Annotated in this window: 19 protein-coding genes; 8 read left to right on the top strand and 11 right to left on the bottom strand. The window is 70.7% G+C overall.

What is annotated here, in order from left to right:
• Positions 1 to 78: 78 nt before the first annotated feature.
• The 4 genes from PX701_RS03490 to PX701_RS03475 form a co-directional block, all read right to left on the bottom strand.
• Positions 79 to 1,026: an L-lactate dehydrogenase gene (locus tag PX701_RS03490; RefSeq protein WP_275505483.1), complete on the bottom strand. Its 948-nt coding sequence runs from the start codon at positions 1,024 to 1,026 to the stop codon at positions 79 to 81.
• Between the two features lie 100 nt (positions 1,027 to 1,126).
• Positions 1,127 to 2,710 (bottom strand): glutamine-hydrolyzing GMP synthase, encoded by a 1,584-nt coding sequence (guaA, locus tag PX701_RS03485; protein ID WP_231430146.1) that lies wholly within the window; start codon positions 2,708 to 2,710, stop codon positions 1,127 to 1,129.
• A complete protein-coding gene (locus PX701_RS03480; RefSeq protein WP_231430145.1) occupies positions 2,707 to 3,231 on the bottom strand; it encodes a DUF3817 domain-containing protein in 525 nt (174 codons plus the stop codon). The genes guaA and PX701_RS03480 overlap by 4 nt, the downstream gene beginning before the upstream one ends.
• A 9-nt stretch (positions 3,232 to 3,240) precedes the next feature.
• On the bottom strand, positions 3,241 to 3,837 hold the full coding sequence (locus PX701_RS03475) for a TetR/AcrR family transcriptional regulator (protein WP_275505482.1): 597 nt from the start codon (positions 3,835 to 3,837) through the stop codon (positions 3,241 to 3,243).
• 90 nt (positions 3,838 to 3,927) lie between these two features.
• Here PX701_RS03475 and PX701_RS03470 point away from each other — a divergent pair, with 90 nt between their 5' ends.
• Positions 3,928 to 4,332 (top strand): VOC family protein, encoded by a 405-nt coding sequence (locus tag PX701_RS03470; protein ID WP_275505481.1) that lies wholly within the window; start codon positions 3,928 to 3,930, stop codon positions 4,330 to 4,332.
• Positions 4,333 to 4,356: 24 nt separating this feature from the next.
• Here PX701_RS03470 and PX701_RS03465 read toward each other — a convergent pair whose 3' ends face one another.
• The 5 genes from PX701_RS03465 to PX701_RS03445 form a co-directional block, all read right to left on the bottom strand.
• Positions 4,357 to 5,196 (bottom strand): SURF1 family cytochrome oxidase biogenesis protein, encoded by an 840-nt coding sequence (locus PX701_RS03465; RefSeq protein ID WP_275505480.1) that lies wholly within the window; start codon positions 5,194 to 5,196, stop codon positions 4,357 to 4,359.
• Between the two features lie 97 nt (positions 5,197 to 5,293).
• A complete protein-coding gene (locus PX701_RS03460; protein ID WP_275505479.1) occupies positions 5,294 to 7,024 on the bottom strand; it encodes a glycerol-3-phosphate dehydrogenase/oxidase in 1,731 nt (576 codons plus the stop codon).
• Positions 7,025 to 7,240: 216 nt separating this feature from the next.
• Positions 7,241 to 8,365 carry a GuaB3 family IMP dehydrogenase-related protein gene (locus tag PX701_RS03455; protein ID WP_231430140.1) on the bottom strand — a complete coding sequence of 375 codons (1,125 nt, stop codon included), beginning with the start codon at positions 8,363 to 8,365 and terminating at the stop codon, positions 7,241 to 7,243.
• Positions 8,366 to 8,435: 70 nt separating this feature from the next.
• Positions 8,436 to 8,954, bottom strand: a complete 519-nt coding sequence (locus PX701_RS03450) for a hypothetical protein (RefSeq protein WP_231430139.1) — start codon at positions 8,952 to 8,954, stop codon at positions 8,436 to 8,438.
• A gap of 161 nt (positions 8,955 to 9,115) precedes the next feature.
• Positions 9,116 to 9,679: a TetR/AcrR family transcriptional regulator gene (locus PX701_RS03445; protein WP_275505478.1), complete on the bottom strand. Its 564-nt coding sequence runs from the start codon at positions 9,677 to 9,679 to the stop codon at positions 9,116 to 9,118.
• A 92-nt stretch (positions 9,680 to 9,771) separates the two neighbouring features.
• On the opposite strand from PX701_RS03445, the gene PX701_RS03440 reads away from it, so the two are divergent.
• Positions 9,772 to 10,320, top strand: a complete 549-nt coding sequence (locus PX701_RS03440; RefSeq protein ID WP_275505477.1) for a DoxX family protein — start codon at positions 9,772 to 9,774, stop codon at positions 10,318 to 10,320.
• Between the two features lie 22 nt (positions 10,321 to 10,342).
• Here the strand turns inward: PX701_RS03440 and PX701_RS03435 are convergent, their stop codons facing one another.
• The gene (locus PX701_RS03435; protein ID WP_275505476.1) at positions 10,343 to 12,043 is read right to left on the bottom strand and encodes an ABC-F family ATP-binding cassette domain-containing protein; all 1,701 of its coding nucleotides are present in this window, start codon (positions 12,041 to 12,043) and stop codon (positions 10,343 to 10,345) included.
• 145 nt (positions 12,044 to 12,188) lie between these two features.
• Between PX701_RS03435 and PX701_RS03430 the strand changes: the two genes are divergently transcribed.
• Both PX701_RS03430 and PX701_RS03425 read left to right on the top strand, forming a co-directional pair.
• Positions 12,189 to 13,355 carry a MalY/PatB family protein gene (locus PX701_RS03430; RefSeq protein WP_275505475.1) on the top strand — a complete coding sequence of 389 codons (1,167 nt, stop codon included), beginning with the start codon at positions 12,189 to 12,191 and terminating at the stop codon, positions 13,353 to 13,355.
• Positions 13,352 to 13,873: a GNAT family N-acetyltransferase gene (locus tag PX701_RS03425; RefSeq protein ID WP_275505474.1), complete on the top strand. Its 522-nt coding sequence runs from the start codon at positions 13,352 to 13,354 to the stop codon at positions 13,871 to 13,873. Before PX701_RS03430 ends, PX701_RS03425 begins: the two co-directional genes overlap by 4 nt.
• Here PX701_RS03425 and guaB read toward each other — a convergent pair.
• Positions 13,861 to 15,363 (bottom strand): IMP dehydrogenase, encoded by a 1,503-nt coding sequence (gene guaB, locus PX701_RS03420; RefSeq protein ID WP_231430133.1) that lies wholly within the window; start codon positions 15,361 to 15,363, stop codon positions 13,861 to 13,863. The genes PX701_RS03425 and guaB overlap by 13 nt on opposite strands.
• A gap of 236 nt (positions 15,364 to 15,599) precedes the next feature.
• Here guaB and PX701_RS03415 point away from each other — a divergent pair, with 236 nt between their 5' ends.
• The 4 genes from PX701_RS03415 to PX701_RS03400 are packed head-to-tail and all read left to right on the top strand — an operon-like array spanning position 15,600 to position 19,577.
• Positions 15,600 to 16,919, top strand: coding sequence for a branched-chain amino acid ABC transporter permease (locus PX701_RS03415; protein WP_374201099.1), 1,320 nt, complete (start codon positions 15,600 to 15,602; stop codon positions 16,917 to 16,919).
• A gap of 13 nt (positions 16,920 to 16,932) precedes the next feature.
• Positions 16,933 to 17,913, top strand: a complete 981-nt coding sequence (locus PX701_RS03410) for a branched-chain amino acid ABC transporter permease (protein ID WP_231432278.1) — start codon at positions 16,933 to 16,935, stop codon at positions 17,911 to 17,913.
• 4 nt (positions 17,914 to 17,917) lie between these two features.
• Positions 17,918 to 18,817, top strand: coding sequence for an ABC transporter ATP-binding protein (locus tag PX701_RS03405; protein WP_231432277.1), 900 nt, complete (start codon positions 17,918 to 17,920; stop codon positions 18,815 to 18,817).
• Positions 18,804 to 19,577: an ABC transporter ATP-binding protein gene (locus PX701_RS03400; protein WP_275505473.1), complete on the top strand. Its 774-nt coding sequence runs from the start codon at positions 18,804 to 18,806 to the stop codon at positions 19,575 to 19,577. The genes PX701_RS03405 and PX701_RS03400 overlap by 14 nt, the downstream gene beginning before the upstream one ends.
• The last annotated feature ends 54 nt before the right edge of the window (positions 19,578 to 19,631 follow it).

Below are 19,631 nucleotides of genomic sequence, written 5' to 3'. Positions count from 1 at the left end.
CGCCGGTCGAGTGGGCGCGCAGCGCCGTATCGAGACCCGAACGGCCGCCCTCGGGCGGCCGTTCGGCGTTTCCGGCGCTCAGTACCCGAAGGCCGACGCGGCAGCTCGGATCGCCTCGGCGGATGCCGCGAGCTGCGCCCGCTCGCGATCGGAGAACGGGGTGCCGACGATCGGGCGCGCGCCCTCGCCGTCGACGACGCTCGGCAGCGACAACGCGACCCCCTCGAGCTCGGGGATCTCCGGACCGTGCACCGTGCTCACCGGCAGCACGGCGTGCTCGTCGCGCAGCACGGCCTCGACGATGCGGGCACCGGTCAGCCCGATGGCGTAGTTCGTCGCCCCCTTGCCGCGGATCACCGTGTAGGCGGCATCGCGCACCTCCCGCGCGATGCCGTCGAGCTCCTCGGCGGTGAACCGTCGACCGCCCTCCCAGTCGAGGATCGGGACCGGACCGATGCGCGCCTCCGACCACAGCGGGAACTCGGTGTCGCCGTGCTCGCCGACGATGTTGGCGTGCACGCTCGACGTCGACACGCCCGCCCGCTCGGCGAGCCGCCAGCGCAGTCGCGAGGTGTCGAGCACCGTGCCCGATCCGAACACGCGCTCGACAGGGAGCCCGGTGATGCGCTGCGCCGCGACCGTGAGCACGTCGACCGGGTTCGTCACGAGCACGACGACGGCGTCCGGCGCCCGCTCGAGGAGGGCGGGCAGCAGCCGCTCGAGAATGCCGACGTTCGTCGCGGCGAGATCCATGCGGCTCTGGCCCGGAGCCTGTTTCGCCCCGGCGGTGACGACGATGACGTGCGATCCCTCGACGACGGACACGTCGGCACCGCCCGTGACCCGTGCCCGGGTGAACTGGGTGCCGTGCGCGAGGTCGAGCACCTCGGCCTCGACCTTCTCGGCGGCGATGTCGTAGAGCACGATCTCGGCTGCCGAATCCCTGATGAGCGCGGCGTAGGCGAGGCTCGATCCGACCGCCCCCGCGCCGACGACGGTGAGCTTGCTGTTCTCGACGACTCCCATGCGGCCAGTCTGCCGCACTCCCCGTGAACGCCGAAGGGCGCCGGCCACACGGCCGGCGCCCTTCGCGCACCCCGTCGCAGCACGACGGGGACGGGAGCGATCACTCCCACTCGATGGTCCCCGGCGGCTTCGAGGTGACGTCGAGCACGACGCGGTTGACCTCGCGCACCTCGTTGGTGATGCGGTTCGAGATGCGAGCGAGCACGTCGTAGGGCAGTCGGGTCCAGTCGGCGGTCATCGCATCCTCCGACGAGACCGGGCGCAGCACGATCGGGTGGCCGTAGGTGCGGCCGTCGCCCTGCACGCCGACCGAGCGGACGTCGGCGAGCAGCACGACCGGGCACTGCCAGATCTCGCCGTCGAGACCGGCCTTCGTGAGCTCTTCGCGGGCGATCGCGTCGGCGTCGCGCAGCAGCTCGAGCCGGTCGCGGGTGACCTCGCCGACGATGCGGATGCCGAGGCCGGGGCCGGGGAACGGCTGGCGGCCGACGATCGCCTCGGGAAGCCCGAGTTCGCGGCCGATCGCGCGCACCTCGTCTTTGAAGAGGGTGCGCAGCGGTTCGACGAGCTCGAACTGCAGGTCTTCGGGGAGGCCGCCGACGTTGTGGTGGCTCTTGATGTTCGCGGTGCCCGAGCCGCCGCCCGACTCGACGACGTCGGGATACAGCGTGCCCTGTACGAGGAACTTGATCGGCTTGCCGTCGGCGGCGGCCTCGGCGATGAGGTCGCGCTCGGCGGCCTCGAACGCGCGGATGAACTCGCGACCGATGATCTTGCGCTTCTCCTCGGGGTCGGTGACCCCGGCGAGCGCGTCGAGGAAGGTCGCTTCGGCGTCGATCGTGACGAGGCGCACGCCGGTCGCGGCGACGTAGTCGTTCTGCACCTGCTCGCGCTCGCCCTTGCGCAGCAGCCCGTGGTCGACGAAGACCGCGGTCAGCTGGTCGCCGACGGCGCGCTGCACGAGTGCGGTCGACACGGCCGAGTCGACGCCGCCCGAGAGCGCCGAGATGACGCGGGCGTCGCCGACCTGCTCGCGGATGCGGGCGACCTGCTCGGCGATGACGTTGCCCGAGTTCCACTCGGCGGGGATGCCGGCGGCGCGGTGCAGGAAGTTCTCGATGATGCCCTGGCCGAACGGCGAGTGCTTCACCTCGGGGTGCCACTGCACGCCGTAGAGCTTGCGCTCGTCGTTCGCGAACGCGGCGACCGGGGTCGACTCGGTCGAGGCGAGCACTTCGAAGCCCTCGGGCGCGCGGGCGACCGAGTCGCCGTGGCTCATCCACACGGTCTGCGCGGCCGGCTGGTCGACGAGGAGCGCGTTGCCCGAGGCATCCGTCACCGTCGCGGCGGTCGCGCCGTACTCGCGGGCGCCGGTCTCGGCGACCTCGCCGCCGAAGTGCCGCGCCATCACCTGGAAGCCGTAGCAGATGCCGAGGGTGGGCACGCCGAGCTCGAGGATCGTCTCGTCGAGCTGAGGGGCGCCCTGCTCGTACACCGAGCTGGGTCCGCCCGAGAGCACGATGCCGATCGGGTTCTTGGCGCGCACCTCGTCGGCCGAGATCGTGTGCGGCACGATCTCGGAATAGACGGATGCCTCGCGCACGCGCCGCGCGATCAGCTGCGCGTACTGCGCGCCGAAGTCGACGACGAGAACGGGCCGCTGCTCGGTCTGCTGGTCGGTCACTGCTGGGCCTCCACGGAGTCGGGGGTGGGGTCGGACGCCTCGGGGCTGGTGCCGCCCGCCGCGCCGGCGTCGTCGCCGGCCGCGGCGTCGGCTTCGCGCCGGTCGAGGTACGCACGCACCTCGCGCCCGATACGCGCCTCGAGGAAGAACGAGAGGAACGGGATGACGCCGCCGAGGGCGATGACGATGAACCGCGTGAACGGCCAGCGCATCAGGCTCCACAGCCTGAAGTCGCTGAACAGGTAGACGACGTAGAACCAGCCGTGCGCGATGAGGATGCCGGTCGAGAGGTTCACGCCCTGCCCGGTCGACTCGAGCCCCGAGGCCGTCTCGAGCACGGGCTCGAGCGAGAGCACGCCGTTCGGGCCGAACGCGAAGAGCTCGTAGTGCCAGACGTACTTCACGAGCATCTCGGCGCAGAGCAGCAGCAGCATGACGCCCGTGATGACCGAGGCCACCTGGTAGAACTTCAGCGCCCCGCGAATGCGCGGCAGATCGGCGAGTTTGGGCTCGAGGGGCATGAACACAGTCTACGTGGCGTCGGCTGGGCGCAGGCTCAGCACGAACCGGCGCAGCATGGCGACCGCGTCGTCGATGCCGCGGGCCGGGTCGGGCGCGGCCGCGTTCGCGATCGCGACCTCGTTGAGCGCCCCCGAGAGCATCGTCGCGACCGTGTCGAGCGACCGGTCGTCGATGACGCCCGCCTCGGCGAGTTCGGCGACGCCCTCGTCGAGCAGGCGCACGCTCGACTCGAGGTCGCCCTCGCGCCATTCGCCCCAGCCGAGCACGGCCGGCCCCTCGATGAGCAGGATGCGCCGCACCTCGGGCGCGAGGCTCGCCTCGAGGAATGCGCGGCAGCCGGCGAGGAAGTCGTCGAGCACGTCGTCGTGACCGGTGGCCGCCTGCTCGACGGCGCGGGCGACGCCGAGTTGCGCATGCTCGACCACCGCCTGGAAGAGGCCGCGCTTGCTGCCGAAGTGGTGGTAGAGCGCCCCGCGAGTGAGGCCCGCCTCGGCCATCAGGTCTTCGAGGGCCACCCCCGCGTAGCCGTCGACGGCGAATCGGGCGGTCGCGAGGCGCACGATCTCGCTGCGCGTGCGGTCGCGCTGCTCGGCCTTCGTCGCCACGTCGCCTCCCGGTTGACATGCACACTGTACGTCACCCATCATTACACATACATACAGTCTGTATGCATCTTTCGATCGTCAGGGGAACCCATGCTGCACAGCTGCTATCCCGTGCTCTGCTCCGCGGATGTCGCGGCGAGCGCCCGCTTCTACCGCGATCACTTCGGCTTCGAGAACGCCTTCGAGTCAGGCTGGTACGTGAGCCTCCGACACCCCGGCTCAGGACACGAGCTCGCGCTGCTCGACCCCGCGCACGAGTCGGTCCCCGCCGGCTACGGCGTGACGGCCCGCGGCGTGCTCGTCAACCTCGAGGTCGACGACGTCGACGCGATCGCGGCCCGGCTCGAGGCATCCGGCGTGCCGATCGTGCAGGAGCTGCGCAGCGAGCCGTTCGGCCAGCGGCACGTGATCGTGCGCGACCCCGGCGGCGTGCTCGTCGACGTCATCACCGAGATCGAGCCGTCGCCCGAGTTCGCGGCGGCGTTCGGGGCGTGAGCGGCCGCGCTTCCCGACGGACGATCAGTCGTCGCCGGGCGCCCCCGCGGCCGACGCAGGTGCGGAGGTCGCGTCCGCGGCGGCCTCCGCCTCGTCGCGCTCGCGCTCGACGGCGTCGCGCACGAGCCGGTACCAGAGGTAGATCGCAAAGCCCGCGAACACGACCCACTCGACCGCGTAGAACACGTTGAGCCAGTTGAGCTCGGTGGTCTGCTCGGGCGGAGGCGACGAGATCGCGTCGAGTCCCGCGACGGGGTCGGAGGCCGTGACGTAGCCGAAGTAGACGGGCCGGTCGTCGTAGTCGGCCCACAGGTTGATGAGCTGCGCGACCGCGACGGTGTTCATCGCGAACGGGTCGTCGTCGGTGTCGGGCGGCACCGGCGCCTCGGTCGGCAGGAACCGGCCGACGACGCTCACCCGCGTGCTGCCGTCGAGCCCGGCCTCGAACTCGTCGATCGCGGCTCGCACGGTCGGCTCGTCGGCCGCCCAGCCCAGCGCGATGGGGAGGCCTCCGGCCGGCGCCTCCGCGACCTCGAGGTGGGCGACCGCCCAGTACCCCAGGACGCCGTCGTTCAGGCGCCCCTCGACGATCACCGTGTCGCCCGGCACGTAGGTGCCGGTGACCTCGACGCGCTGCGCGGTGACCGCCTGCCGCGTCGGCGAGTCGGGCTCGGCGATGCCGTCGAAGGGCATCACCTGCTCGGTCGGCCGTTCGATGACGACCGCCTGCTCGACGGCCCGCTCGATCTGCCACTGGCCGAGCAGGGCGAACCCTGCGGCGACGGCGAGCGCGGCGACGAGCGCGGCGATCCAGCGCGGGCGCAGCATCATGCGCACGACGGCGCGGCGTGAGTCGGCGGACACGATGGACAAGCCTACCGGCGCGCGGCTGGGAGGTCGTTCGGCCAGCGGCCGGTCGAGTCGGCGCGCAGCGCCGTGTCGAGACCACCGGCCTCCCTGTTCAGTCCACCTTCACGATGTCGGGCGCCTCGAGCCGCACCCGGTCGGCGGACTCGTCGTCGGGCTGCTCCTGCGACGCGCGCTCTGCGGCGACCCGCTGCAGGTAGCGCTCGACCTCGAGCGTCTCGCGCGCCTCGTCCCAGCCGAGCACCCGGCCCATGAGCCTCGCCGCGACCGGCGCTGCCGACACTCCGCGGTCCCACGACTCGATCGAGATGCGGGTACGACGTGCGAGCACGTCGTCGAGGTGCAGCGCCCCCTCGTGCGAGGCGGCGTAGACCACCTCGGCGGCGAGGTAGTCGTCGGCACCGGGCAGTGCCTCACCGAGCTCGGGGTCGGCGCGGATGAGGTCGAGGAGCTCGTCGGTCAGGGTGCCGTAGCGGTTCAGCAGGTGCTCGATGCGCACCTTGTGCACGCCGAACGCCCGCGCGATCTTGCCGCGCTTGTTCCACGCCGCCTGGTAGCCCTCGGCGCCGAGCAGCGGGATGTCCTGCGTGGTCGACGCCGGCACCTTGCCGTCGAGCGCGTCGACGGCGGCGTCGATCGCATCCTTCGCCATGACTCGGTAGGTGGTCCACTTTCCGCCCGCGATGACGACGAGCCCGGGCACGGTGTGCGCCACGAGGTGCTCGCGCGACAGCTTCGACGTCTGCTCGCTCTCACCGGCGAGCAGCGGCCGCAGCCCGGCGTAGACGCCCTCGACGTCTTCGCGGGTGAGCGGGATCGCGAGCACGCGGTTGACGTGCTCGAGCAGGTAGTCGATGTCGGCGGCGGTCGCCGCGGGGTGCGCCTTGTCGAGGTTCCAGTCGGTGTCGGTGGTGCCGATGAGCCAGTGCCGACCCCACGGGATCACGAAGAGCACGCTCTTCTCGGTGCGGAAGATCATGCCCATCGCCGACTGGATGCGGTCACGGGGCACGACGAGGTGGATGCCCTTGGACGCGCGCACCTTGAAGGTGCCGCGCTCGCCCACCATGCGCTGGGTGTCGTCGGTCCACACGCCCGTCGCGTTCACGACCTGCTTCGCGCGCACCTCGAAGTGCTCGTCGGTCTGCAGGTCGTGCGCCTTCACGCCGACGACCCGCTCGCCGACCTTGATGAAGCCCTCGACCTTGACCCGGCTCGCGACGTGCGCGCCGTAGAAGCTCGCCGTCCGGGCGAGCGATGCGACGTAGCGGGCGTCGTCGACCTGAGCGTCGTAGTAGGTCAGGCCGCCGACGAGTGCGTCCTTCGAGAGCGACGGGATGGCGCGCATCACCTGCCGTTTCGACAGGTGCCGGTGATGGGGCACCCCGGGCGGGCGCCCTCCGGTGTAGCTGAAGACGTCGTAGAGCATCATGCCGGCGCCGACGTAGAACCGCTCGAACACGCGCTTCTGGAGCGGGTAGAGGAAGCGCACGGGCTTGACGAGGTGCGGCGCGATGCGCTGCAGCAGCAGCCCTCGCTCGATGAGCGCCTCGCGCACGAGGCGGAAGTCGAGCTGTTCGAGGTAGCGGATGCCGCCGTGCACGAGCTTCGACGACCGGCTCGAGGTGCCCGAGGCCCAGTCGCGGGCCTCGAGGAGGCCGGTCGAGAGCCCGCGCGTGACGGCGTCGAGCGCCGCGCCGGTGCCGACGATGCCGCCGCCGACGACGAGCACGTCGAGCTCTTTCTCCTTGAGTCGCGCGATCGCGGCGTCGCGTTCCTCCGGTCCGAGCTTCTGCGAACGCGTCACCGACTTGAGCTGCGCCATCGTGCCACCCCATCCCCGCGGCCTCGTGGCTCGGCCGCGTGATCCGTTTCCACGCTACCCGAGCGACCGCGGATGGGTAAGCCTCTTGCGGCGGGTCACGATGGCTGCTTCGAGCCCGGCCGTGCGAGGACGACGGCCCGTTCGAACTCAGCCCCGCTGGAACTACGACCCGAGATACGGCTCGACGACGACCGTTCGAACTCAGCCCCGCTGGAACTACGACCCGAGATACGGCTCGACGACGACCTCGACGCGCTGGAACTCCTTCAGGTCGGAGTAACCGGTCGTCGCCATCGACTTCTTGAGCGCACCGACGAGGTTCGCGGTGCCGTCGGCGGCCGGCGCGGGCCCGTAGAGCACCTCTTCGAGCGGGGCGACCTGCCCGACCTGCACGCGACGGCCGCGCGGGAGCTTCGCGTGGTGCGCCTCCGCACCCCAGTGGTAGCCGCCGCCGGGCGCGTCGGTGGCGCGCGCGAGCGCCGCGCCGAGCATGACCGCGTCGGCGCCGCAGGCGACGGCCTTCACGATGTCGCCGGCGGTGCCGACGCCGCCGTCGGCGATGACGTGCACGTAGCGGCCGCCCGACTCGTCGAGGTAGTCGCGGCGAGCGCCCGCGACATCCGCGACGGCCGTGGCCATGGGCGCGTGGATGCCGAGCGTCGTGCGCGTCGTCGAGGCGGCGCCGCCGCCGAAGCCGACGAGCACGCCGGCGGCACCCGTGCGCATGAGGTGGAGCGCCGCGGTGTACGTCGCCGCACCGCCGACGATGACGGGCACGTCGAGCTCGTAGATGAACTTCTTGAGGTTCAGCGGCTCCTGGTTCTTCGACACGTGCTCGGCCGAGACGGTCGTGCCGCGGATGACGAACAGGTCGACGCCGGCGGCGACGACGGTCTCGTAGAGCTCCTGCGTGCGCTGCGGCGAGAGGGCGCCGGCGACGGTCACCCCTGCCGCGCGGATCTCGGCGAGGCGCTCGGTCACGAGTTCGGGCTTGATCGGCTCGGCGTAGAGCTGCTGCATTCGCTCGGTGGCGCGGTCGGCCGGGAGGTTGCGGATCTCGGCGAGGACCGGTGCGGGATCGTCGTAGCGGGTCCACAGGCCTTCGAGGTCGAGCACGCCGAGGCCGCCGAGCTGGCCCATCATGATCGCGGTCTGCGGCGAGACCACCGAGTCCATCGGCGCGGCGAGGAACGGGATGTCGAACTGGTAGGCGTCGATCGACCATGCGACCGATACGTCTTCGGGGTCGCGCGTGCGCCGGCTCGGCACGATCGCGATGTCGTCGAACGCATACACTCGCCGGCCCCGCTTAGAGCGGCCGATCTCGATCTCCTGGGTCACCACTCAACCCTACCCGGGCGATACTCCGCCGGCTGAGAGGAACAGCGTGCGCACCGGACCGCGCCCCGATCTAGAACGGTGGCATGACGCCCACGGCGACCAGCAGCATCGGCGCGAGCACCAGGATGCCGGCGAGCAGGACCGGCGCGCCGAGGAGGCCGGCCACGATCGGGACCGGTCGCCAGCGCGTGCGCCGCGCGTGCGAGATCGCGACGACCCCGAAGCTGGTTGCGAAGAACACCGCGCCCAGCAGGTAGACGACGCCGGCCGCATCGATCTCGTCGGGACTTCCGGTGATCCCGGTCGCGAGCGCGGCGGCTTCGCCGATCGTGCCGAGTGCATAGATGGCGAAGGCTCCGAAGGCTCCCCACAGCAGCAGCGTCATCGTGTTCGATGCACGCGCGGCCGTCCGCGGGAGCACCGAGAGCACCAGGACGACCGCCCCGAACAGCTTGAGACCCACGACCAGCCAGTTCATGAAGGCCAGACCGGAGGCGTAGGCCGCCAGTGGTCCGCCGGCGAAGTGGTCCGTCGCCTCGAACGCGATGTTCACCGCAGCGAACACGACGAGCCCGAGCGCGCCGAGCATCGCCGCCCCCAGTGCGATCGTCGAGACGGACGCCGGTCCGGCGAGCGCCTTCGGACTGTCGATGCTCCGGTTGGTCATGCCGATGAGTCTGGGTGTCGGCACCCCTTCCCGCCTCACCCGATCGGGTGAGGCGATACCCGGCCCACGACTCGCCGCTCACGTCACGGCGCGTCGGTTCCCCGGAGGAAGAGCCGCGACGCGACCGCGCGGGCGAGTTCGTCGGGTGCCGCGCCGGCGGGCGCGTCGATCGCACCGGCGTTCCAGAGCGTGGCGAAGCCGTGCACGAGCGACCATGCCGCGAGCGCGTTCGCCCGGGTGTCACCGGCTGCGGCGCCCGCGCCGGCGCCGGCGCCGGCGCGCAGGAGGTCGCCGGCGCGGTCCCGGGCCGCGGCGAGCGCCGGGTCGTCCTCGCGCAGCAGCTCGGGCCGGAACATCACGGCGAAGCGACCCGGTTCGGCGGTCGCGAACCTCACGTAGGCGACCCCGGCCGCCACGAAGTCGCCGCCGGATGCCTCGAGCTCGCGCACCAGCCGGTCGAACCCGTCGGCGGCGATGGCGGTGAACAGGCCCGTGCGATCGCCGAAGTGGTGGGCGGGCGCCGCGTGCGAGACGCCGACACGTCGCGCGAGGTCGCGGAGGCTCAGCCGGTCGACGCCGTCGGACTCGATCGCGTCGACGGCGGCGTCGATGAGCGCTGCACGCAGGTCCCCGTGGTGGTACGGCATGCGTCGACCCTACGCGACCAATCTAGGCATTGACAAGTTCCCTTGCGCCCTGCAATCTAGTCACTGACAAGTTCTGTTGGAAGGAGCCGCGCATGACCACCTCATCCGATTCCGCGACCACGGCCGCGACCGACGCCGCCTCGCGCCGGCCGACCGGCCGCAACCCCTGGGTTCAGACCTTCGTGTCGCCCGTGCCGATCGCCTTCGCCGTCGGCACCCTCGGCACCGCGCTCACGGGGTCAGTGCTCGCCGCGCTCGGTGCCACCGACGCCGCCGCGGCCTGGCAAGCATGGCTGACCGGAGGGCTCGTCGCGATGTTCCTCATCGCGGCGTCCGGCCGGCTCCACCCGAAGCTCCGCGCCGGACTCGCCGCGATGGTGCCGCCGGCGCTGCCGCGCCCGGACCTCATCGTGGCGGCGACCGGCGTGCTCGAGGCCGCCGGCGCGATCGGTCTCCTCGTGCCCGCGACCCACGACCTCGCGGCGCTCTGCCTCGCGCTGCTGCTCGTGGCCGTGTTCCCCGCGAACGTGCGCGCGGCGCGCCTCGGCGAGCGCGTCGGCAGCCTGAGCTCGCCGCTCCTGCCGCGCACGATCGAGCAGATCGTGTGGATCGCGGCCTGCCTCGTCGTCGCATTCGGCTGAGCGCCACCGCATCCTCCAGCGGTCAGCGCGCTCGGGCGACCCGCCCCTCGTCCCAGACGGGCGCATCGGTCTCCACGACCTCGCCCGCCTCGGTGAACACCACGAAGCGATCGAAGCTGCGGGTGAACCACCGGTCGTGCGTGACCGCGACGACCGTGCCGTCGAATCGCCCGAGGGCGTCCTCGAGCGCCTCGGCCGAGACGAGGTCGAGGTTGTCGGTCGGCTCGTCGAGCAGCAGGAGGGTCGCACCCGACAGCTCGAGCAGCAGGATCTGCAGGCGCGCCTGCTGCCCGCCCGAGAGCGACTCGAAGGTCTGCAGCGCCGCGCCGGCGAGCCCGTATCGATCGAGCGCCGAGCTCGCGGCCTCGCGCGCCATCCCCTCCCGGTTCGCGTCGCCGCGGTGCAGGATGTCGAGGAGGGTGCGCCCCCGGAACTCGGGATGCTCGTGGTTCTGCGCGAACCAGCCGGGAACGACGCGCGCGCCGAGCACCGCCCGCCCCTCGTGCGGCACGCGGGCGAGCTGCTCTCCCACGCTCGTGACGTGTCCGAGGGTGCGATCGGGTTCGGTGCCGCCACCCGCGAGCAGCCGCAGGAAGTGCGACTTGCCCGAGCCGTTCGAGCCGAGCACGGCGACCCGGTCGCCGTACCAGACCTCGAGGTCGAACGGGCGCATGAGCCCCGTGAGCTCCAGCCCCTCGCACACGATCGAGCGCTTGCCGGTGCGCGAGCCGCGCAACCGCATCGAGACCGCCTGCGCGGGTGGTCGCTCCTCGGGAGGACCGGCCTCCTCGAACTTGCGCAGCCGGGTCACCGCGGCCTGGTACCGCGAGGCCATGCCGTCGTTGTACGTCGCCTTCACCTTCATCGTCTGCACGAGCGTCTTGAGCGCCGCGTGCTGCTCGTCCCATCGCCGGCGCAACTCGTCGAGGCGGGCGAACCGCGCATCGCGCGCCTCGTGGTACCCCTCGAAGCTCCCGCCGTGCACCCAGGCGGTGTTGCCGGCGGCGCCGAGCTCGAGCGTCACGATGCGGTCGGCGGCCCGCGCGAGCAGTTCGCGGTCGTGCGAGACGAGCAGCACCGTCTTCGGCGTCTCGCGCAGTCGATCCTCGAGCCAGCGCTTGCCGGGCACGTCGAGCGAGTTGTCGGGCTCGTCGAGCAGCAGCACCTGCTCCGGCCCGCGCAGCAGCGCCTCGAGGGCGAGGCGCTTCTGCTCGCCGCCGGAGAGGGTCGAGAGCTCGCGCCACTTCGCCCGTTCGTAGGGGACGCCGAGCGCCGCGAGCGTGCAGTGGTCCCACACGACCTCCTGCTCGTAGCCGCCGGCTTCGGCGTACTCGGCGAGCGCGGTCGCGTAGCGCATCTGCGCGTCGGTGTCGTCGCGTTCGATGAGGGCGTTCTCGGATGCCCCGAGCTCGAGCGCGGCCTCCCTGATGCGGCTCGGCGCGACCGAGACGAGCAGCCCTCCCACCGAGGCATCCGTGCCGCCGACCGTACGCCCCGTGCCGACGAACTGGTCCATCACGCCGAGCCCGCCGTCGACCTGCACGCTGCCCTCGTCGGGCCTGAGCTCTCCGCGGACGATGCGAAGCAGGGTCGACTTGCCCGCGCCGTTGGCGCCGATGAGCGCCGTCGTCGCGCCCTCGGAGACGCGGAAGGCGAGATGCGCGAGCAGCGGTCGCCCGTCGGGAAGCGAGTAGGAGACGCCGTTGACGTCGATGAAGCCCATAGGTCAGTGATCCGATCGGTCTGCGACCGGAATCGGGACGCCCGCGGTCGCGCCGCCAGATGACGCGCAGAGCTGGGCAGCCGACCAGAATACAGCGCGCGGGTGCCCCCTGCCAGTCCCGTCCGATCTGCGGCAAGCTGGAGGCATGCATCGCATCGCCGCTGAGCCTCTCGACGTCCTCCGCACCCGCACGAGCGAGAAGTGGCGCCACTACGACGCCGACGTGCTGCCGCTGCCGGTCGCCGAGATGGACTACCCGCTCGCCGAGCCGATCGCCACCGCCCTGCACGCGGCGATCGATCGCTCCGACACCGGGTACGCCGCCGGCAGCCGCCCCGTGGCGGAGGCGTTCGCCCCGTTCGCCGCCGAACGATTCGGCTGGGAGGTCGACCCCGCTCGCATCACCTGCACGGGCGACGTGGCGATGGGGCTCGTCGAGGTGCTGCGGCAGGTGACGGGGCCGGGCGACCCGGTCATCGTCACCCCGCCGATCTATCCCCCGTTCTTCGACATCGTCACCGAGGCATCCGCACGGGTCGTCGAGGTGCCGATGCGCGGCGGCATCGACGAGGGCTGGTCGCTCGACCTCGACGGCATCGACGCCGCGTTCGCCGCCGGTGCGAAGGCCATGCTGCTCTGCAACCCGCACAACCCGATCGGTCGCGTGCCCGAGCGCGACGAGCTCGCGGCCCTCGCCGAGATCGCGGCGCGCCACGGCGTGACGGTCGTCTCCGACGAGGTGCACGGGCCGCTCTCGCAGCCGGGCACGGTCTACACCCCGTTCCTCACCGTGTCGGACGCCGCGCGCGAGCACGGCGTCACGGTCACCGCAGCCTCGAAGGCGTTCAACCTCGCTGGGCTCAAGGCCGCAATGGTGGTCACGGCCTCCGACCGCGGCGACGCCGTGCGGCGCGCCTTCCCGTACGAGGTCGAGTGGCGCATGAGCCAGTTCGGCTCGATCGCCTCGGTCGCCGCCTTCCGCGACGGCGGGCACTGGCTCGACGGCGTGCTCGCGAGCCTCGACGACAACCGGCGCCTGCTCGCCGAGCTGCTCGCCGACGAACTGCCCGGCGTGCGCTACCGCATCCCCGACGCCACCTACCTCGCGTGGCTCGACCTCTCCGTGCTCGGCTGGGGCGACGACCCCGCCGCGGTCGCACTCGAGCGCGCACGGGTGGCGCTCGGCATCGGCACGATGTTCGGCAAGGACGTGGGCCGGGGCCACGTCAGGCTCAACTTCGCCTGCACGCCCGAGGTGCTCGGCGAGGCGATCGCGCGCCTCGCCGACGCCGCCGAGAGCACACGACGATGACCGATGAGGCTCGGGCCCGAGGCATCCGCCTCGCCGACCCCTCCGACGCCGCGACCGCGGCGCGGCTGCAGGTCGAGTTCGCGCTCGAGTTCGACTCGCCGACGCCGAGCCGCGACGTGCTCGAGCCGCGCTTCCGTCGGCTGATCGCCGACCCCGACGGGTTCGTGCTGTTCGCCGGCGACCCCGACCCGACCGGCTACGCCGTGGTGACGCTGCGGCCGACGGTCTACTGCGAGGGCCCGCTCGCGGTGCTCGACGAGTTGTACGTCGTGCCGGGACTCCGCGGCGCCGGCATCGGCACGGCACTGCTCGAACGCGCCGTCGACGAGGTGCTCCGGCGCGGCGGCGGCGAGATGCACATCAACGTCGACGAGGTCGACACCGACGCCCGCCGGTTCTACGAACGCCACGGGTTCGTGAACATCGAGCCGGGCACCGACTACCGCATGCTCTGCTACATCCGAGAGTTGGAGTCGGGCCCGGCCCGTCGCGCGTCAGCGGGTGATCAGCGGGTGTAGTTCGGCGCCTCGACGACGATCTGCACGTCGTGCGGGTGCGACTCCTTGAGCCCGGCGGGCGTGATGCGCACGAACCGGCCCTTCGTCTTCAGCTCGGCGATGGTGCGCGCGCCCACGTAGAACATCGACTGGCGGAGTCCGCCGATGAGCTGGTACGCGACGGCCGACAGCGGCCCGCGGTACGGCACCTGCCCCTCGATGCCCTCGGGGATCAGCTTGTCGTCGCTCGGCACGTCGGCCTGGAAGTAGCGGTCCTTCGAGTACGACGTCTTCTTGCCGCGGGTCTGCAGCGCGCCGAGCGAGCCCATGCCGCGGTACGCCTTGAACTGCTTGCCGTTCTGGAAGACGAGCTCGCCCGGGCTCTCGGCCGTTCCGGCGAGGAGCGACCCGAGCATGACGGTGTCGGCGCCGGCCACGAGTGCCTTCGCGATATCGCCCGAGTACTGCAGGCCGCCGTCGGCGATGAGCGGCACGCCGGCCGGCTTCGTCGCCTTGGATGCCTCGTACACGGCCGTGATCTGGGGCACGCCCACGCCCGCCACGACGCGCGTCGTGCAGATCGAGCCGGGCCCGACGCCCACCTTGACGGCGTCGGCGCCGGCCTCGACGAGCGCCTTCGCGCCCTCGTAGGTCGCGACGTTGCCGCCGATGACGTCGATGTGGGCGAACGTCGGGTCGGCCTTCAGCCGGCGGATGATGTCGAGCACGCCGGCCGACTCGCCGTTGGCCGTGTCGACGACGAGCACGTCGACGCCGGCGTCGCGCAGCGCCTCTGCGCGCTCCCACGCGTCGCCGAAGAAGCCCATCGCCGCGCCGACGCGGAGGCGCCCCTCGTCGTCCTTCGTCGCGTTCGGGTACTGCTCGCTCTTGTCGAAGTCCTTCACCGTGATGAGACCCGTGAGCCGGCCCTCGTCGTCGACGAGCGGGAGCTTCTCGACCTTGTGCTTCGCGAAGATCGCGAGCGCCTCGTCGGGGTTCATGCCGACCCGGCCCGTGATCAGCGGCATCTTGGTCATGACCTCGCTGACCTTCGTCGACGCCTTCTCGAAGTCGGCGACGAAGCGCATGTCGCGGTTCGAGATGATGCCGACGAGCTTGCCGTCGTCGTCGACGACGGGCAGCCCGCTCACGCGGTACATGGCGCACAGCGCGTCGACATCGGCGACGGAGGCATCCGGCGTCGTCGTCACCGGGTTCGAGACCATGCCCGACTCGCTGCGCTTGACGCGGTCGACCATGTCGGCCTGGTCCTCGATCGACAGGTTGCGGTGCAGGATGCCGATGCCGCCCTGGCGCGCCATCGCGATCGCCATGCGCGCCTCGGTGACCGTGTCCATCGCGGCCGACAGCAGCGGCGTCGCGACGGTGATGCGGCGGGTGAGTCGCGAGGCCGTGTCGGCCTCGGACGGGATCACGTCGGTGTGACCCGGAAGGAGGAGGACATCGTCGTACGTGAGTCCCGTGAATCCGAACGGATCTGCCTGATCCATGACTTCCCTTCGTGTCGGAACACCCGATCGCTGCGCATCGTGGGTGGGGGTGGCGGTGCATCAATGTTAAGCGAGTTTGCACCGCGGGCATTCCCCGGATAACAATCGAGGGCCTGATGTGGGTCCGTGCGATGCGCATGGGCCATAATCGGCAGGTACCGTCGACGACGCCGTCGGCGGAAAGGACCGGTCCCGGAGGTCCACACCATGCCCTCCGGTGGCCCCTTGGAGGTGCAGTGGAACCCACGAGATCTGTCCAGACTCGCTCTCGCGGGAGGTGGCTCCTACTCCTCGGAATACTCCTGTCCGCACTCACTCTGTCCGGCATCGCAGCGTCCCCTGCGGTGGCGGAGGATGGGAGTGCGGCCTCGGCTTCCGACGAGTACGAGTACCACTTCTCGGGCAATGTGCAGTACAACGACGAACCACTCGAAGGCGTGAAGATCACGGTCGAGGGCGGCGGATTCTCCGCCGACACCGAGACCGACGCCGACGGCAAGTGGACGATCGGCGTGCCCGAGAAGACCGAGTACACCGTCGAGCTCGACGAGGACACGCTGCCCGACGGCGTCGTGGTGGCGAAGGGCGAGAACCCCCGCACCGCGGAGTTCGGGCTCACGAACAACAAGTCGGTGAACTTCTTCCTCGGCGAGGGCACCCGGGTGACCGTGTCGTTCTTCGACCAGTTGATCAACCGCGTCGTGAACGGCTTGAACTTCGGCCTGCTGCTCGCCCTCGCGGCGATCGGGCTCTCGCTCATCTACGGCACCACCGGGCTCAGCAACTTCGCGCACTCCGAGATGATCACCTTCGGCGCGCTCATGACGCTGACCTTCTCGTCGGACGTGGGCCTGCCGATCGGCATCGCGATCCTCATCGCGATCCTGCTGAGCGCGGGCCTCGGCTGGGGGCTCGACGCCGCACTCTGGAAACCGCTGCGGAAGCGGGGGGTCGGCGTCATCCAGCTCATGATCGTGAGCATCGGCCTCGCGCTCGCGATGCGCTACACGTTCCAGTTCTTCTACGGCGGCCAGACCCGGCAGCTGCCCGGTGCGTCGCCCGCCGAGTTCCACCTCGGTCCGCTGTCGCTGTCGTGGGTGGATGTCGCGAGCATGGGCATCAGCATCATCGTGCTGCTCGGCGTCGCCTGGTTCCTCCTGCGCACCCGCATCGGCAAGGCGACGCGCGCCGTCTCCGACAACCCGAGCCTCGCCTCCGCGAGCGGTATCGACGTCGACGGCACCATCCGCATCGTGTGGGTGCTGGGCGCAGCGCTCGCGGGCCTCAGCGGCATCCTCTGGGCCTACTACCGTCCGGGCGTGAGCTGGGACATGGGCTTCCAGATCCTGCTGCTCGTGTTCGCCGCCGTCACCCTCGGCGGGCTCGGCACGGCGTTCGGCGCACTCGTCGGCTCGCTCATCGTCGGACTGTTCGTCGAGCTCTCGACGCTCTGGCTTCCGGCAGACATGAAGTTCGTCGCGGCACTGGTGATCCTCATCCTCGTGCTGCTGTTGCGTCCGCAGGGCATCCTCGGTCGCCGAGAGCGGATCGGCTAGGAGGCCCGAAATGATCGACTGGGGAGCAATCTTCTCGAACGCGGCCGTCGAGGTGCTGAGCCCGACCACCGCCGCCTACGCCCTCGCGGCCCTCGGCCTCGCCGTGCACTTCGGCTACACGGGCCTGCTGAACTTCGGCCAGGCCGGCTTCATGGCGCTCGGCGCATACGGCTACGCCATCTCGGTGCTCACCTTCGGCTTCCCCGTCTGGGCCGCCGTGCTGGTCGCCGTCGGCGCATCCGTCGTGTTCGCGCTCATCCTCGGCATCCCGACCCTGCGGTTGCGAGCCGACTACCTCGCGATCGTCACGATCGCGGCGGCCGAGATCCTGCGACTGCTGTTCACCACGAACACCTTCCGCGACGTCACCGGCTCGGCGAACGGCCTCAGCGAGTACAAGGCCGGCTTCCGGGCGCTCAACCCGTTCAGCTTCTCGGGCAAGGCGGGCTTCGGGCCCTGGATGTTCAGCGCGAACGACTGGTGGAACATCGTGGTCGCGTGGACGATCGTCGCCCTCGCGTGCGTGCTCGTCTGGGTGCTCATGCGGAGCCCGTGGGGCCGCGTGCTCAAGGGCATCCGCGAAGACGAGGACGCGGTGCGCTCGCTCGGCAAGAACGTCTACTCGTACAAGATGCAGAGCCTCATCCTCGGTGGTGTCTTCGGCACATTCGCCGGCATGATCTTCATCCTGCCGCGAGCCGTCGTGCCCTCGAACTACGCGACGTCGCTCACGTTCTTCACCTGGGCGATCCTGCTGCTCGGCGGCGCTGCGACCGTGCTCGGCCCGGTGCTCGGCTCGATCGTGTTCTGGGTCGCGCTGTCGTTCTTCTCCGGATTCGTCGCCCGTGCGGTCGAGGCCGGCTGGCTGCCGATCTCCGAGGTGCAGTCGGGCCAGCTCCGCTTCATCCTGGTCGGCGTGGCGATCATGCTCATGGTCGTGTTCAGACCACAGGGCATGCTCGGGAACAAGAAGGAGATGTCCTTTGTCAAGTGACGCCATCCCCACGAAGAAGCCGGTCAAGAGCGTCGGCCTGCACGTCGGCGACGCCGTGCCGGGCTGCAAGAAGACCGATCCGATCCTCATCGCCGACGGGGTCAAGCGCACCTTCGGCGGCCTCACCGCGGTCGACGTCGCGCACGTCGAGGTCCCGCGCGGCGCCATCACGGCCCTCATCGGGCCGAACGGTGCCGGCAAGACGACCTTCTTCAACCTGCTGACCGGGTTCGACAAGCCCGACCACGGCACGTGGAGCTTCGACGGCAAGTCGCTCGCGCACGTGCCGGCCTTCAAGGTCGCGCGGCTCGGGCTGATCCGCACGTTCCAGCTCACCAAGGCGCTCGGGCTCCTGACCGTCATGGACAACATGAAGCTCGGGGCGACCGGCCAGCGGGGCGAGAACCTCTTCCGCGCCATGCTGCCGTTCCTCTGGCGCAAGCAGGACGACGAGATCGAGGCGAAGGCGCTCGAGCTGCTGGGCCGGTTCAAGCTCGATGCCAAGAAGGACGACTACGCGGCGAGCCTCTCCGGCGGCCAGCGCAAGCTCCTCGAGATGGCGCGGGCGCTCATGAGCGATCCGACGCTCGTCATGCTCGACGAGCCGATGGCCGGTGTGAACCCGGCGCTGACGCAGTCGCTGCTCGACCACATCCTCGACCTGAAGACCCAGGGCATGTCGGTGCTCTTCGTCGAGCACGACATGCACATGGTGCGCCACATCGCCGACTGGGTGATCGTGATGGCCGAGGGCAAGGTCGTCGCCGAGGGCGACCCGTACACGGTCATGCAGGATCAGGCGGTGATCGACGCGTACCTCGGCCAGCACCACGACCAGGATCTCGGCGCGACCGACACCGGCCACGTCGAAGCGCTGAAGGAGCTCATCGATGACGAACAGTAGCCCCGCCCCCGCCGTCGAGCAGCCGCCCGCGGGCGACCTCGTCGTCGACGTGCGCAGCATCACGGCCGGGTACCTCCCGGGCGTGAACATCCTCAACGGGTGCTCGCTGACCGCGGCGCCCGGCGAGCTGATCGGCATCATCGGCCCCAACGGGGCCGGCAAGTCGACGCTGCTCAAGTCGATCTTCGGCCTCGTGAAGGTGCGCGAGGGCGGCATCTTCCTGAACGGCGAGGAGATCACGAACCTCAAGGCGAACAAGCTCGTCGCAAAGGGCGTCGGCTTCGTGCCGCAGACGAACAACGTGTTCCCGTCGCTCACCATCCGCGAGAACCTCGAGATGGGCATCTACCTGCGCCCGAAGGGGCTCGGCGAGCGACTCGAGTTCGTCACGGCGATCTTCCCCGAGCTCGGAAAGCGACTCAGCCAACGGGCCGGTTCGCTCTCGGGCGGCGAGCGCCAGATGGTGGCGATGTCGCGGGCGCTCATGATGGGCCCGCACGTGATGCTGCTCGACGAGCCGAGCGCCGGCCTCTCGCCGGTCAGGCAGGACGAGGCCTTCCTCCGCGTCAAGGAGATCAACAAGGCGGGCGTGACGACCATCATGGTCGAGCAGAACGCCCGGCGATGCCTGCAGATCTGCGATCGCGGCTACGTGCTCGACCAGGGTCGCGACGCCTACACCGGCACCGGTCGTGAGCTGCTCAACGACCCGAAGGTCATCGGCCTCTACCTGGGCACGCTCGGTCAGGACGAGGAGTGACCAGCTCCTGAACCACGACGAACGGGCGGATGCTGCGGCATCCGCCCGTTCTCA

The sequence above is a fragment of the Agromyces chromiiresistens genome (assembly GCF_029167465.1).
Taxonomy (GTDB): Bacteria; Actinomycetota; Actinomycetes; order Actinomycetales; family Microbacteriaceae; genus Agromyces; species Agromyces chromiiresistens.
This window is presented reverse-complemented; position numbering and strand designations above follow the sequence as displayed.